This is a genomic window from Sorangium sp. So ce693, assembly GCF_051521375.1.
Classification (GTDB): Bacteria; Myxococcota_A; Polyangia; order Polyangiales; family Polyangiaceae; genus Sorangium; species Sorangium atrum.
This window is the reverse complement of record NZ_CP150347.1, coordinates 7,348,123-7,363,347: the sequence shown is the minus strand read 5'-3', so window position 1 is coordinate 7,363,347 and position 15,225 is coordinate 7,348,123. Positions and strand designations below refer to the sequence as shown.

10 protein-coding genes are annotated in these 15,225 nt (G+C 71.9%); 7 read left to right on the top strand and 3 right to left on the bottom strand.

Annotated features, from left to right (window positions below; genetic code table 11):
- Window positions 1-124 precede the first annotated feature (124 nt).
- Complete coding sequence (locus tag WMF14_RS27390; protein WP_437790742.1) at window positions 125-1,270, bottom strand: hypothetical protein; 1,146 nt, start codon at window positions 1,268-1,270, stop codon at window positions 125-127.
- A 67-nt stretch (window positions 1,271-1,337) separates the two neighbouring features.
- On the opposite strand from WMF14_RS27390, the gene WMF14_RS27385 reads away from it, so the two are divergent.
- The 7 genes from WMF14_RS27385 to WMF14_RS27355 all read left to right on the top strand — a co-directional run bounded on the left by WMF14_RS27385 (window position 1,338) and on the right by WMF14_RS27355 (window position 11,875).
- Entirely contained in the window at window positions 1,338-2,132 is a 795-nt protein-coding gene (locus WMF14_RS27385) for an N-formylglutamate amidohydrolase (protein WP_437790740.1), read from the top strand.
- A gap of 308 nt (window positions 2,133-2,440) precedes the next feature.
- On the top strand, window positions 2,441-4,876 hold the full coding sequence (locus tag WMF14_RS27380) for a type VI secretion system Vgr family protein (protein ID WP_437790738.1): 2,436 nt from the start codon (window positions 2,441-2,443) through the stop codon (window positions 4,874-4,876).
- A 6-nt stretch (window positions 4,877-4,882) separates the two neighbouring features.
- Window positions 4,883-7,555 (top strand): DUF2169 domain-containing protein, encoded by a 2,673-nt coding sequence (locus tag WMF14_RS27375; RefSeq protein ID WP_437790737.1) that lies wholly within the window; start codon window positions 4,883-4,885, stop codon window positions 7,553-7,555.
- A complete protein-coding gene (locus WMF14_RS27370; RefSeq protein ID WP_437790735.1) occupies window positions 7,552-8,625 on the top strand; it encodes a pentapeptide repeat-containing protein in 1,074 nt (357 codons plus the stop codon). The genes WMF14_RS27375 and WMF14_RS27370 overlap by 4 nt, the downstream gene beginning before the upstream one ends.
- A gap of 205 nt (window positions 8,626-8,830) precedes the next feature.
- Window positions 8,831-9,556: a DUF3540 domain-containing protein gene (locus WMF14_RS27365; protein WP_437790733.1), complete on the top strand. Its 726-nt coding sequence runs from the start codon at window positions 8,831-8,833 to the stop codon at window positions 9,554-9,556.
- Window positions 9,557-9,608: 52 nt separating this feature from the next.
- Window positions 9,609-10,001 carry a DUF4150 domain-containing protein gene (locus WMF14_RS27360; RefSeq protein WP_012237562.1) on the top strand — a complete coding sequence of 131 codons (393 nt, stop codon included), beginning with the start codon at window positions 9,609-9,611 and terminating at the stop codon, window positions 9,999-10,001.
- Complete coding sequence (locus WMF14_RS27355) at window positions 9,998-11,875, top strand: hypothetical protein (RefSeq protein ID WP_437790731.1); 1,878 nt, start codon at window positions 9,998-10,000, stop codon at window positions 11,873-11,875. The genes WMF14_RS27360 and WMF14_RS27355 overlap by 4 nt, the downstream gene beginning before the upstream one ends.
- A gap of 185 nt (window positions 11,876-12,060) precedes the next feature.
- Here the strand turns inward: WMF14_RS27355 and WMF14_RS27350 are convergent, their stop codons facing one another.
- Together WMF14_RS27350 and WMF14_RS27345 are read right to left on the bottom strand one after the other, a co-directional pair.
- Complete coding sequence (locus tag WMF14_RS27350) at window positions 12,061-12,765, bottom strand: CTP synthase C-terminal region-related (seleno)protein (protein ID WP_437790730.1); 705 nt, start codon at window positions 12,763-12,765, stop codon at window positions 12,061-12,063.
- A 7-nt stretch (window positions 12,766-12,772) separates the two neighbouring features.
- On the bottom strand, window positions 12,773-14,905 hold the full coding sequence (locus WMF14_RS27345; RefSeq protein WP_437790729.1) for a DUF6055 domain-containing protein: 2,133 nt from the start codon (window positions 14,903-14,905) through the stop codon (window positions 12,773-12,775).
- Window positions 14,906-15,225: the final 320 nt, after the last annotated feature.

Here is a 15,225-nt window from a genome sequence, read left to right as displayed (position 1 = left end):
CGACTCCGCACACGGCGTTCCCCGATGCGCTCCCTCGTGTTCCCTAGGAGTCTGACCCGGGCGGTCGCAGGTATAATGGCTCGATGGCTGTCGCCACGCGCTCCGGGTCTGCCGACTCAAGCCGTCATCCAGAGGCGGGGTTCCGGCGGCGGCCCTCCGGACGCTTCGTGGCCTGTTGCGCCGAAGACAGGCTCTCTGCCAGCCTGCCGTTCTCCGTGTCGATCAGCTTCTTCTCGTACCAGGGACGCGTGGCGTGCGCGCGAGCGAGATACGCGAGCGCGATGACGCCGAGCAGCGGCAAGGCGGCGTAAGCCACGGAGTGGGCCGTCACGTCGGGGCCGATCGCGCTGGCTGAGCTCCACGAGGGGACATAACGCGCCTTCACCGTCTCGCCCTCGCGGAGCCGGGCGAACGCGCCCTGGGACACCTCGTCGGAGAAGGCGGCGCCGCCTTTGCCCCGCATCGTGACCTCGAAGCGGGTGTGGTCGCCGTCCTCGCTCTCTCGGAGTTGCGTCACGGGGACATCCACCGTCTCCCCCAGCCAGCGGCGCGCGTGGAAGGCCGCGAACGCCATGTTGAACGCGAGCGACGCGACGGCCGCGGCGACGGCCCACCGCTTGTGGAACGCCGCCCTGCGCGCGAACCGCTCGCCGAGCGGCTCGGACGAGAGGAGCATGCGCCCCCCGCGCGGGGGCACGAGCAGGTATCCCTGCGCCTGCTCGCGGTACCCTTGAGCTTGAGCCTCGGGATCGGGCGCGCGCCGGAGCTCGCCGATCGCGAAGACCCTCTCGCCTGGCATGAGCTCGGCCACCCGGACGCGCCGGGTGAGATCGACCCGGATCATGCCGTCGAGCGCGTCGACGAGCTGCACGTCCTCGCCCGGCGCGACCCGGATGCGCGCGCCGGACGCGTGGCGGAGATAGAAGGGGTGGACACGGACCTTGCGGCCGCTCTCGGCCCACTGGTGGCTCCAGACCCCGGATGTCTCGGACTCGGAGCCCTCTTGCTCGACCTCGACGCGCACCGCCACGTCCGCGCCTTGCTCCCGCTCGACGGTGCCCATGACGACGGCCTCGCCGGGCGCGAGCGCGGCGCCGGGCCTGAACGAGGCCTCGGCCTGCGCGGCGGCGCGGCGCTGCCGGCGCGAGCGCCGGAGCGCGAGCGCCGCGAGGGCGAGCAAGCCGGCCGTCGCGACGCCGTCCACCAGGAGCGACGACAGCCCGGCGTCGAGGTGATATCGGCTCACGAGCAGCCAGATCCGGGGTTCCATGGCCCGCCATGAGAGCGCAAACCGGCGCGCCCGTGCGAAAAACCCGGCGCCACCTTCCAGAGGAACGATGCCCGTGCCGCCGTCTCCTTTCCGCGTTCACGAGCCCGAAACGCCGGGGCCGATCGTCGTCGAGGTCCCGCACGCGAGCCTCGCCGTGGACGAGCTCGCGGCGCGCTTCACGCGCGTGCCGGAGCGCGCCCTCGCGGCCGACGCGGACGTCGCGGCGGACGCGCTCTTCGGCGACGTCACGCTCGAGGGGGCCGCGCTCGTCGTCGCGACGGCGAGCCGCTTCGTCATCGACCTCAACACGGCCCCGCGCGTGCCCACGCCGTACGAGGACAAGCTCCCGTACGGGCTGCGGGAGGTGCGGCGGCGCTCCGCGAGCGGCGAGCAGTGGCTCGAGAGCCCGCCGCCACGCGCCGAGGTCGAGCGCCGCGTCCGCGACGTGTTCGAGCCGTACCACGCGGAGGTCGCCGCGCGCCTCGCCGACGCGCGCGCGCGCCACGGCGTCGCGATCCTCGTCTCCGGGCACACGTACCCCGACGTGATGTTCCCGAGCGCGGCCGACGTCGTGCTCGGGACCCGGCGCGGCGAGAGCGCGGCGAGCTGGGCGCGCGACGCGGTCGCCGAGGTCGCGCGCGCGCACGGCCTCTCGCTCGCGCTCGACGATCCGTTCCCCGGCGGCCACGCGCTCGACCGGCACGCGCGCCGCGACGAGGGGGTCCACGCGCTCCAGATCGAGATCGCCCGCAGGCTCTACTGCGACGCGCGCACCCTCGCCCTCCGCCCCGACGATGTCGCGCGCCTCCGGGGCTTCACCCGCAGCGTCATCGCCGCGCTCACGAGTGCAGCAGCGCGATAACGCGGCACGCACACGGTACGGCTGCAGAGCGCACACGGTACGCGCGCAGGGCGCACACGGTGCGCGCGCAGGGCGTACAAGGACGCGGAGCGCGCGCGGTGAGGGCGCGGCGCACGAGCGCAACGAGCTCGGCAGGCGCGCGCGATCGAAGCCCGCGCTGCTCGGCGAATGTCGCACAGGTGCGCGCTCGTCCCACCACCGGATCCGCTGTTCCACAGCACTGTCGTGGCGCATCCGGACGTTGACACCGCGACGCGATGCACGGAGATTCCGCCCTCAACACCAGGCCAGGGATGGGGAGGCTCTCCATGCGCCCAGATGGTTTCTCGCTCTCGTGCTCGGCGCTCGCCAGCGTCGCTTTCATCGGCTTCCGCGGTACCGAGCACGTCTCGCAACCGTACGAGTTCGAGCTCTTCTTCTCCGTCCCGACGAGCACCGACGTGCGCAAGGCGGTGGGTGAGCGGGCGACGGTGCGCGCGAGCCGCGGCGACGGGAAGGACCCGCTCGTCGTGCACGGCGTCATCGCGAGCGTCCGCCTCTTGCACCAGAACGCGGATCGGGCGCTGTACCAGGCGCTGCTCGTGCCGAAGCTCTGGTTCCTGCGCCACTTCTGGCGCAGCCACGTCTTCACGAACCAGCCCGTCAAGGAGTTCCTCTCGGCGACGCTCCAGAACGGCGGGCTCGCGGGCAGCGACTTCCGCTTCTCGATCAACGACGGCGACTACCCGGTCGAGGAGTTCGTCGCGCAGTACCGCGAGACGCACCTGGCGTTCTTTCACCGGTGGCTCGAGCGCGAGGGCCTCTACTACTTCTTCGAGCACCCGGAGGACGGGCCCGGCGAGGTGCTCGTCATCGTCGACGACCGCGGGCTGCACGACGATTTCCCGGGCGGCGGGGCGGTGCGCTACGTCCCGCTCTTCGGCGACGACGTGACCGCGCCGCCGGGCCTGCACCAGATCGAGCAGAACGTGCAGTGGCTGCCGAAGACGGTCACCATCGCCGACTACAACTACTCGAACCCGTCCGCGTCGGTGAAGGGCGAGAGCAGCATCACCGCGAACGGGGTGGGCGCGATCCGCGAGTACGGCTTCCGCGTCTTCGTGCAGAGCGACGCCGAGCGCCTCGCGCAGGTGCGCGCGCAGTCGATCGGCTGCCGCGAGGTGACCCTGCGCGGGAGCGGCGATGCGCTCGGGCCGCGGGCCGGGTACCGGTTCTCGCTGGACGACCAGCCCGCCGACATCGTCGACCAGTGGCTCGCGCTCGAGGTGCAGCACAGCGCGTCGATCGCCGGGATCACGCCCGAGATCGCGCGGCTGACGGGGCTCTCGGGCAAGGACATCTACGCGATCAAGCTGCTCGCGATCCCGGCCGACGTGCAGTTCCGCGCGCCGCAGTCGACGCCGTGGCCGCGCATCTACGGGTTCGAGAACGCGATCGTCTGCGGCCCCGCCGACAGCCAGTACGCGCAGATCGACGCCGACGGCCGCTACCTCGTGCGCTTCGAGTTCGACACGAGCGGCCTGCCCGACGCGCGCATCTCGACGCGGGTCCGCATGATGCAGCCCCACGGCGGGACGACGGAGGGCTTCCATTTCCCGCTGCGCAAGGGCACCGAGGTGATGATCGCCTTCCTCGGCGGCGACCCGGACCGGCCCTTCATCGCCGGCGTCGTGCCCAACGCGCACCGGCCGAGCGTCGTCGCGGAGCGCAACCTCAGCCAGAACATCATCCGGACCGGGAGCGGCAACCAGCTCGTGCTCGAGGACGAGCAGGGCAAGGAGTTCATCTTCCTCCACACGCCGAACAACCGCACCGGCATCTACATGGGGACGCCGAGCGGCAACCACGGGTCGGTCTACACGGGCGACGGCGACACGAAGACCGGCACGTTCCTGTCCCCCGAGAACGCCGACCCGGCCATCGCCGGCAGCAGCCTCGTCGACATCACGTTCAGCTACCTGGAGACCACCGCGGGCGACGGCGGCTCATGGATCGGCGGCGACTCCTGGGAGAACGTCACCGGCAACAAGTTCAGCATGGTGGTCTGCAACCTCTGGGCGGGCGTCGGCGGGACGTACACGTACCAGGTCACCGGCGCGGCGACGGAGACGTACTACGCGACGCGCACGACCACGATCAAGACGGGCCGCGTGGACACGGTCGAAGCCGGCGGCATGAAGCAGACGATCACCGACGGGCTGACGCTGACCATCACGAGCGGCGGGATGAAGCACGACGTCCACGGCAAGTTCGAGCAGACGATCGAGCCGGAGGGCTCGTCGACGGTGACCGGGCCGTGGAAGCACAAGGTCACGGCCGAGAACTTCGACGACTACAAGAGCTGGAAGACGGAGGTCGCCACCACCTGGAAAGGCCACTTCGGAGGCGACGTCGACCTGAAGTCCGACACGAACTTCCTGATCAAGGCGCCCAACGCGAAGATCACGGCCACCAACCTGAAGTGGGAGGTGCTCGGGCTGACGTTCGACCTCACGCCGAACAAGCACGAGCTCTTCTTCTACAAGGGGGCGAGCGGCGTCATCAAGACGGACCACGCCGTGCTCGCCCAGCAGGCCTACTTGCTCAAGCTCGAGACGTCGTTGATCAAGCTCGACTACTACGCGTTCGATAAGAAGGCCGTCGGCGCCAAGATGGATCAGTTCGGCACTTACCTGAAGCAGCAGGCGATCGCCCTGACCCTCGCGGGGGTCATCGCGTGGAACAGCGCCTTCACGAAGATCTGAGCGCGGATGCGAGTCGTCAAACCCCTCAAGGTCCCGGCGCTCACCCGCGTCGTCGAGGTCGCGCGGCGCACCAGGTTCCACGTGGGCGCCATGCTGGCGTTCCCCCTCGACGCGCCGCGCGCGCTCGTCGACGAGATGACGTTCTGGCAGGCCGCGACCGCGCAGCTCGGGAGCCTCCCGCTCGACGACGGCATCACGAAGGCGCGCGGCGAGCTCCTCGTCGCCGGCCGGTGCTACGCGCCGGAGGGCCGCCGCGTCGGCGCGTCGTTCGTCCGCGCGCGGCTCGGCTCCGTCGACAAGCGCCTGGCCGTGCTGGGCGACCGGTACTGGAGCGGCCACGGCTTCACGGAGCCGGAGCCGTTCTCCGAGATGCCCATCGACTGGGCGCGCGCGCTCGGCGGGCCGAAGGACGCGGCGAACCCCTACGGGAAGGGGATCGAGGAGGTCGAGCGCGGCGGGCAGCGCGTCCGGCCGCTGCCGAACGTGGAGCACTACGGCGCGCTGATCCGCTCGCCCGGCGACAGGCCGGGCCCGGCGTCTTTCCTCGCGATGGACGTCACGTTCGGCCAGCGCCGCGCCCGCGCGGGGACGTACACCGCGGACTACGCCGAGAAGTGGGCGCCCGGCCTGCCGCCCGACGTCGATCCCGCCTTCTTCAACGTCGCGCCGAACGATCAGTGGGTCGCCGAGCCGCTCCGCGGCGACGAGGCGTTCCTCGTGGAGAACATGCACCCGACGCGCCCGCGCATCGAGGGCGCGCTCCCCGGCCTCGCCGCGCGCGTGCTCGTCACCCGCCGCGACGCGAGCGGGGAGGCGTTCCAGGAGCTGCCCGTCCGCTGCGACACGGTGTGGCTCTTCCCGTCGGCCAACCTCGGCGTGGTGATCTTCCACGGCTCGACGCCCGTGGCCGACGACGACGCCGGGGAGATCGTCGACCTCGTCGTCGCCTGCGAGGAGATCGGCCGCCCCCGGCCGATCGAGCATTACCGCGAGGCGCTCGCCCGGCGGATCGACAAGGACCGGGGCTCGATCGCGTCCCTCAGCGACAGCGATCTCATGCCGCCGCGCGAGTCGGGCGTCGCCGCGAACGTCGCCGGGATCGAGATGGTGCAGTGGCTCAAGAGCGAGAACCTCGCCGCGCAGAACCTGCGGCGCGGCGCGGAGCGGGAGCGCGAGCGCCGCCGCGAGGAGCTCCTCGCGGACGGCATCGACCCGGCGCGCTTCGGCCTCGACGCGCCGCTGGCGGAGGAGGAGGCGCCTCCGCCGGTCGACGATCTCGACGCGCTGGTGACGTACCTCGACGCGGCGTCGCGGAAGATGGAGGAGGAGAAGGCGAGGGCCGAGCGCCTGAAGAAGGAGGCCGAAGAGCGCATGAAGGCGCAGGCCGCCGAGATGGACGTGTCCGAGGAGGCGCTCCGGCGCGGCCAGACAGGGGAGGAGCCGCCCGGCGGCCCGCCGCGCTTCTCGGCCAAGGCGCAGCTCCAGCAGTACGCGGAGCTCGCCGAGGCGGCGCGCCTCGGCGGCGTGCCGAACCTGGAGCTGGAGGCGATGCTCGCGGATCCAGGGTTCCCCGAGCAGCTGCTGCGCCTCGAGCAGGCGGCGCGCGAGGGCTACCGCGGCTCGGCGCACCTGAGGACGGCGGCCCTGCCGATGACCGCCGAGGCCGCGGAGATGGCGCGCGTCGTCGTCGATGCGGCGCGCGAGGCGGGTGAGCCGCTCGACGAGCGCGACCTCACCGGCGCCGACTTCCGCGGGATCGACCTGCGGGGGATGCGCTTCGCGCGCGCGTTCCTCGAGGGGGCCGACCTGCGCGGCTGCGACCTCTCGGGCGCTGTGCTCGAGGGCGCGGTGCTCGCGAAGGCCGACCTCTCGGGCGCGAACCTCACGGGCGCGCGGCTCCGGGGCGCGAACCTTGGCAAGGCGAACCTCGAGGGCGCGGTGCTCGACGACGCCGATCTGACCGAGGCCGTCCTGATGGGCGCGAAGCTCGCCGGGGCGAGCCTGAAGCGGGCGCGGCTCGAGCGCGCCGACGCCCTCCAGGTGAGCTGGGCCGGCGTGGATCTCTCGGGCGCGGATCTCTCGCTCTGCTCGTTCCTCCAGACGAGCTTCGCCGGGGCGAACCTCGCCGGGGCGAACCTCGAGCGGGCGACGCTTCTCGAGTGCTCGCTCGACGAGACGGATTTCTCCGGCGCGCGGCTGCACAAGACGTCGCTGATGAGCTGCACGGGGGCGAAGGCGCGCTTCGCGGGCGCGCGCTTCTCCGAGGGGGTCGCCGTCCACAAGAGCGGCCTGCCGGAGGCCGACTTCCGCGACGCCGTGCTCGACAAGACCTGCTTCCGGACGACGGACCTGCGCGGCGCGCGCTTCGATCGAGCCCAGATGACGATGACCGATCTCTCCGAGGCCGACGCGACGGGCGCGAGCTTCGACCGCGCCGTCATGAAGAACGCCCTCCTGATCCGGACGAACCTCGACCGCGCGTCGCTCCGCGGGTGCAACCTGACGGAGGCGATCCTCTCGAAATCGCGCCTGGCGGGGGCCGACTTCACGGGCGCGCAGCTCTGCCGGGCCGATTTCAGCCGCGCGCGCGGGGACAGCCGGACGACGTTCGCCGAGGCGAGCGTCGAGTTCACCCGGTTCGACCGGCAGACGGCGCCGGCTCCTGGAGGCGCGACATGAACCGCGACGAGCTGCTCGACAAGGTCCGCCACGGGGACCCGATCCAGACCGTGGACATCTCCGGGCTCGACCTGACGGGCGCGGATCTCTCGGGCGCGGTGTTCGACCGGGTCCGGATGCCGCGCGCGATGCGGGGCGCGCTCGTCAAGGAGTCGACGTTCTCGGAGTGCGATCTGTCGGGCGTGGACGCGGCGGGCGTGGACCTGCACCTGACGACGTTCTTCCGGAGCCGCCTCGACGGGGCGACGCTCTCGGGGGCGAGGCTCGTCGGCGCGAGCTTCATCGAGTCGACGTTCGTGGGCGCGGCGCTGTCGGGCGCGGAGGCGCCCGTCGCGACCTGGACGACGTGCTCGCTCGAGCGCGCCTCGTTCGAGGGGGCGAACCTCGACCGGGCGAACCTGGTCGAGGTCAAGGCCGGCGGCGCGAACTTCTCTCGCGCGAACCTCGAGAAGGCGACGTTGTACAAGCTCGACCTGCGCACCGCGCTGCTCGACGGCGCGAACCTGACGCTCACGACGCTTGTCGAGGCGGCGCTCGGCGCGCGGGCGTTCCAGGGAACCAAGCTGTTCCGCACGCAGTTCATGCGCGGCAGCGTCGCTGGCTCGAGCTTCGCGGGCTGCGACGCGACGCAATGCAACTTCACCGGGGTCGACGTGTCCGACTGCGACTTCTCCGATGCGATCCTGACGCAGGCGCTCTTCGGCGAGGCGATCGCGGCGAAGGCGCGGTTCTCGCGGGCGAAGCTGCAGAACGCCATCTTCGAGCGGGCCGCGCTCGCGGAGGCCGACTTCTCGGGGGCGGAGCTCGTCGAGGCGTACCTCGCCTTCGCGTCGTGCCCGGGCGCTCGCTTCGTCGGCGCGAAGCTCTCGTACGCGGACTTCTCGCACTGCGATCTCTCGGGCGCGGACTTCACGCAGGCAGGGATGTTCCGCGCCAAGCTGCACCGCGCTCGCCGCGACGGGGCGAAGGTGCCGGCGGGCGCGGGCTGGCTCGGCGACGACGAGAAGCTCGCCGCGATCGAGGACTGGAAGCCGCGCCGCGGCGGCGAGCGCGACGGGCAGCGCGCGTGACCGGGCATGCTGCGCGCATCGTGCGTAGTCACGAGACTCGCGAGACTCACGAGACTCACGAGACCGAGCGCGCGACCGCGACCCGTGAGACTCCGATGCGAGGCCGCGTTCCACGAACTACGTTGATTTCTGCCTTGAAATCATTGAAACTAGCGTTGCGGCGCGCACGTCCTGACCGGGCGGATCCAGGCCGAGGAGACCCGAGATGCAGAGCATGGCGGCCCGCGAGCCCCTGACGGTGGCACACGACGACAGCGCGCAGGACGACCTCCTGGCCGCTGTGGATCTGCCGGCGATCGAGCGCTCACCCTCGGCGCGACGCGTGCCGTCGCTGGAGACGGGCGTCGTCCGGGGCACGGCGTCGGGGCTCGTGGTCGAGCTCGGCGGCGGTCCGGTCGCGGCGCGGCGCGCGAAGAGCTGCCTCGTCGCGCCGGACGCGGGGGATCGGGTGCTCTGCGCCGTGGACGGCGATCAGGTCTTCGTCCTCGCGGTGCTGGAGGGCGAGGCGGGCGCGACGACGCGGATCGTCGCCGAGGGCGACATGAAGGTGCAGGCGACGGGGCGGCTCGGCCTCGGCGCCGGCGACCAGATCGAGATCGCCGCCGCCAGGGAGGTAGGGCTGTTCGCGGGCAAGCTCCAGGTCCGCGCGCAGGCGGCGGCGGCGGCGATCGAGGAGATCGGGCTCGTCGGCCGGTCCCTCGAGGCGCACATCCAGAAGGCCGTCGTCGTCGCCGAGCGCATGGAGACGCGCGCGGACCGGCTCGTCCAGCGCGCGAAGCAGGCGTTCCGCTTCGTCGAGGCGCTCGAGCAGGTGCGCGCGGGCGTCTTCGATCTCCGCGCGGAGGGCCTCGCGGCGGTCCGTGGGGAGAACACGATCGTCGCCGCGCGGACGCTCGCGAAGCTCGACGGCGAGCAGGTCAAGATCGGCTGAAGGGGCGCGCGGCGCGGGGCCGCGGGCGCCAGCAACGACGAGGGGTGAAGCGATGCTCGCGAAGACGACCGCAGGGGGGATGTGCCTGGCGTTTCCGGACGTGTGCCTGACCCCGACGCCGGCCCCGGTGCCGATCCCGTACCCGAACATCTCGCTCCATCCGATGAGCGTGCTCTTCGTGCCGAACGTGCTCGTCACGTGCGCGCCGGCGCACAACATGCTGACGGTCGCGCCGCTCACGATGGGGGACAACCCGGGCGTCGCGCTCGGCGTCGCGTCCGGGATGGTGATGGGCCCGTCGCGCAACGTGACCGCGGCCTTCACGGTGATCGTCGGCTGCGCGCCCATGACGCGCCTGACGAGCATCTCGATCCAGAACAGCACGAACGCGCCGGGCATGGCCATCGTACCGAGCGTCACAACCGTCCTCGTGCTCGCGCCGTGAGGGGCGAGAGCAAGGGGTCCGCCACGGAGGCTGCGACGGCGCCGGAGAAGAGCTCGCTGAACGAGGCGCTCGCGAAGCTCGACGCCGCGATGCGCAGGCCGACGGGCAGCAGCGCCGATCCGGATCGGCGCCGCGTGGCGGCCCGGCTCGCGGATCTCGTTCGATGCGAGGACGACGAGCTCACGGCGTTCGCCAGGCGGCACCTGCCCGGCCGCGCGGCGGACGAGGCGGCGCTGCGCGCCGCGCGAGCGATGCTCCTGGCGATCGGCGGCGTCCTCGGTCCGGAGGGCGAGAGCGCCGAGGCGCTGGTCGTGCTGAAGGACACGCACGGGACGCTCGACGAGCGGCTGGCGGAGGCGAAGCGGGCCGCGGCGCAGCGCGCGGCGGACGAGGCGGCGGCGAAGCGCGCGGCGGAGGAGGCCGCCGCGACGACGGGCGCGCCGGCGCTGGTCGAGGCGCAGGGGCCGCTGTCTCGCCTGGGCGGAGGGCTGCCCTTCGTGCCGGCGGCCGCGGCGAGGCGTGAAGCGGAGGAGGCCACCGCGACGACGAGCGCGCCAGCGCTGGTCGAGGCGCAGGGGCCGCTGTCTCGCCTGGACGGCGGGTTGCCCTTCGTGCCGGCGGCGGCGCCGATGCCCGCGGCGATGGCGTTGCCAGCGGCGGCGCCGATGCCCGCGGCGATGGCGTTGCCAGCGGCGGCGCCGATGCCCGCGGCGATGGCGTTGCTAGCGGCGGCGCCGATGCCCGCGGCGATGGCGGTGCTGGCGTCAACGGCGGTGCCTGGGCTGACGCCGCTCGGTGTGCCTGGGCCGGCGCCGCTCGGTGTGCCCGCGGCGGCGCCGCTCAGTGTGCCCGCGCCGATCGCAGTAGCCGCGCCGGCACCGATGGCAGTACCGGGTGCCGCGCCCGCATCGGTGGCCGCGCCCGCACCGGTGGCCGAGCCTGACCCCGCGCCGGCGTCCACACCCGCACCCCAATCCGTCACCCAGCCCGCGATCGTGCCTGTTCCCGCGCCTGCGTCGGTTCCTCGGACGGACCCGCCGGTGAGCGGCGCGGAGTCGAAGCCTCTGAGCAAGACGCTCCCCGATACGCCGCGGGTCATCGATTCCGCGTTGCCCTTCATCCCGGTGGCGTCCGAAGAGCGCCCTCGGCCGTCCGTCGCTCGTTTCGACTCGGCACTGCCATTTCAGCCCGTCGCCAGCCCCGATGGACAGCCGGTGCGCGAGCCTGGTCCGGCGCCCGCGCACCACTCCCCGGCGGTGCCGCTCCACGACGAGCGTCATTCCGTTGTGGCCACGCCGAGCGCGCAGGCCGCTGCCACGGCGAGCCCGCTGCCGGTCGCCGCGTCGAGTGCGCAGGCCGCTGCCACGGCGAGCCCGCTACCGGTCGCCGCGTCGAGTGCGCAGGCCGCTGCCACGGCGAGCCCGCTGCCGGTCGCCGCGTCGAGCGTGCCGCCGGTCGCCGCGTCGAGCGTGCCGCCGGTCGCCGCGCCGAGCCCGCTACCGGTCGCCGCGTCGAGCGTGCCGCCGGTCGCCGCGCCGAGCGCGCTGCCGGCATCCGCGTCGGGCGCGCTGCCGGTCGCCACGCCGAGTGTCCCGCCCGCCTCCACACCGGCCCCCGTGAGCGTGGGCGACCCGCTCAGCGCGCGCCCGCCACCCTCTCTCACGCTCAACCAGTACGCTGGCCTCGTCGTCGCGTGCGAGCTGTACCCCGCCTACGTGGAGAGCACGAACGCACGCTACGGGGTACCGACCCCCGCTGCGCGCGCCGCCCTCGACGCCTTCTGGGCAGGCCGCTTCGCAGCAGATCCCGGGCTTGCCCAGCGCTGGCCCGAACTCTGCGAGGCCGCGCGCAGGTACTTCCTGCAAACGCGCTGAACGCCGGCACCGCACGCGCAGCGCCTCGCAGGAGCACCTCGTGGAGCAGCAAGCGCATCGGAACGCTGAAGCCGGCCGGGACTCGAGACCACAAGTCGCCGGATGCCAGGAAGAGATCCAGAGTTCGGCGTCGTCGACGCCCTGGCAGATCATTCCTTCTTTGAACGGTGTGCCGGCGCCAGCGTTCAGCCGGCGCCGCTCGAGCAGGCTCGGATGAGCTCGGCCACGAGCGGCGGCAGCCGGCCGGCGAGCGCGGCGCGCTCCGGCTGGAACAGCGTGGCGACGAAGAACGGATGTCCGTCCAGCTCCACGGCGCGCACGTCGCCGGCGTCGTCCTCCGCGCCGATGCGCAGCGGGCCCGAGACCAGCGCGGCCTGGAACTCCGGGTTCAGGCCGTAGCGGCACCGGTATCCTTCCGTGGCCTCAGGGCGGCCGTACGCCCGCGCGATGCGGGTTCCGGCGCTGAAGCGGATCGTGCCCGTGGCCTCCACAAGCGAGCATGCAAGCGGCGCGATCACCGCGCGCTGCGCCTCTGGCGCGGTCTCCGCGTGCTCGGCGTCAGACCAGCCCAGCACATGGCGCGCATACTCGATGATCGCGTGCTGGAAGCCCCCGCAGGTGCCGAGGAACGGGCGCCGATGCTCGCGGGCGAAGCGGATCGCGCGCAGCGCGCCATCCATGCTCCGGTACGGGCTCGCCGGCACGCACCACAGGGCGTCATAACGAGCCACCCGCGAGGCGTCGGTCACCTCCTCGGTCGGCACCCATTCAAAGGAGAGCGGCGTGGATAGCGCCTCTCCCGCCAGCCGCAGCGCTACCGGGATGGCCCGGTGGGCCGTCACGGCGTCGTCGTGGTCACCGATGAGCCCAACATGAAGCATCGGCTGCATCCTGGCCTCAACGCCGCCAGGTGTACGGCGGTGCGACCGTCACCTCGGTGACCGTCGAGACGCCCGCCCAGTCGTCGGGGACGAACCCGTAAAACGTGCTGCTCGACTTCGACGTGGCGACGAACTCGACATCTCCGAGCAGCTGTGCTGTTCCGGAGACAGACTGGCGATCGCCGAACCAGCCGAGGGGATAGAAGGTGGTCTGCACGATCGCCGAGCCGCTCACGTTGAATCCGCGCGCCTGGATGCCCGAGCCGCGTTGCCCGACCAGGCTGAGCGCACCGACGCGGCCGCCGGAGATCACGCCGTTGACGATGGTCGCGTGATCCTCGACGCGGACGTCGCCGCTCACCTCTCCGCCGAGGATGGTCGCGTAAGGACCGACGTAGACGCTCGACGGCGTGCCCTCGGGCGCGCAGCCGCCGCCGTTCGCGTGCCTGGCCGTGCCCCGCGGACACGCGTCGAGCTGGCCGTCCTGGAACCCGGCGGGCCACGCTCCGTCGATCTCCACCATGTACGGATAGCGATAGATCGACGGGTACGCTGGGCCGTCCGAGGGGTTCGTCCAGATCAGCTTCTGGTACTCGGTCGGCGTCGCGACCACGACCAAGTAGACGTTCTCGCCGGGGCTGATGCAGAAGTCCAGCTCGCCGTCGCTCCCCCGCTGCAGCGGGCTGTAGCGCGATGTGGTCAGCTCCGGGTCCGTCGCCACGAGGCCCCAGCGCCAGCCGGAGTCGGCGCCGGCCTGGGTCACGCCCCGGAACACGACGCGCACGCTGGTCGCGTCCGGCTTCGGGTGCAGGCGCACGACGTTGTAACCCCAGCGCTGCGGCGCCCAGTGATACGGCGAGACGAAGCGGCGACTCTGCGCCCAGTCCGCGTCGAGCGCCTCGAGCCGCGTGAGACGAAGTCGCCGATCCGTGCGGCCGTTCGACGTCATGTCGGCCTCGATCGAGCCGTATTTCTGTCGATACACGCTGGATGGATCGCCTCGGTCCGTGGGCGGCGGGTCCTTGTAGTCCCAGGTGACGTTGTGCATCGCCCACTCGCCGAACTCGTCGTTGAGCCGCTCGATGTCCCAGCCACGGCTCAGCATGAGCTTCTGCCACGGGTCGCCCTGGCCGCGTGGCGCCTCGTAGGCCCACATGTCGTTGACGGCGCTGTAGCAGTGTTTGTCCTTCAGGAACTCGAAGAACTGCCAGTTGCAATAGCGGTTCCGGGTGTTGCCGTAGTAGAGGTGCGGCATGTTCGGCAGCATGTCCGAGCAGTGCACGTTGTCCCGCCATATCTGATGCGGCATCCAGTTCGCGTGGCTCTCGAAGATCCAGCAGCCGGTGCCGCCGCAATCGGGGAATGCCTGCGTCATCGACTGGACGCCGTGCATGAACTCATGGGCGAGCCCCCACGGGTCGCGGGCGGCGCCGGGGCCGATCCACATCCCCATGTAGTTGACGCCGTTGCGGCTCCACCCGCCGCCCCAGAGCGGGAAGCTGTCGTCGAAGTGGACCGCGGCCTTCCACTTGTCCGCCGATTTGCAGTACGGCTCGGGGAAGAAGATCGGGCTGCCGAAGTATGCGCTCCAGATGGTCTCGAGCGTGTCCGCGGCCTCCTCCGCCTGGCCCAGGTCGATGTCCGTCCCATCGGGCCAGTAGAAGGCGAAGTGCGCCGACTCGTGGCGCAGCGGCGCGCGCGTCTCGCCGCCGTCGCGCGGCGCCTTCCAGGTACCTGCTGTGCAGCTGGCTCCCGTGCTCTGGCAGCTCGTCGCCCACTCCGTGCTCGTCGTGCCCTGCTCGCAGGCGCCGGGGCCGCCGCCCGCGGCCCCGGTCGAGCCGCCTGTTCCGGCCGCGTCGCCGGTCGATTCACCGGTGCCGGCGGTGCTTCCGGTGGTGCCGGCGCCGGCGGTGCCTGAGGTCGCCGTCGTGCCGCCGCCGGACCCCGATGCCGGAGCAGGTTTCTCCGACGCCTGACCGCACGCAGCAAGGAGCGCGGCGACAGCGAGCGTCCTGCTGTTCGCGAGAAGCCGCTGGAACGATGTGCGGGTCGCCCGACGAACGCCCGCGGGGGTGCGGAATATGTAAGTGAAGCTCTCACTGGCTGCGCGTTTGTGTATCGCGGATGAGCCATAAGCTTGGTCGAACATGCTGTATTCTCGTTCGGAGCGCGCTCGCCATGCAAAAGAAAACAATGCTTGCCAAGGTCCCTGATGCACGGCGGAAGTGAGTGGCCCGGCGTGGCCGCGCCATCGTGACGGATGCTGGGCGCGACCCGACCCTGGCCCGGCGTGGCCGCGCCATCGTGACGGATGCTGGGCGCGACCCGACCCAGGTTGGACCCATCCAGACCCGACCCGTTTGAGACCCGACCCAGATTGCATAGACCCGACCAGGTTGAGACTCGGCTCCCAAATCTCAACCCGGGTGGGGTTGTGGGGTGGTGATGTGCCATCCGATGTGGTGGGTG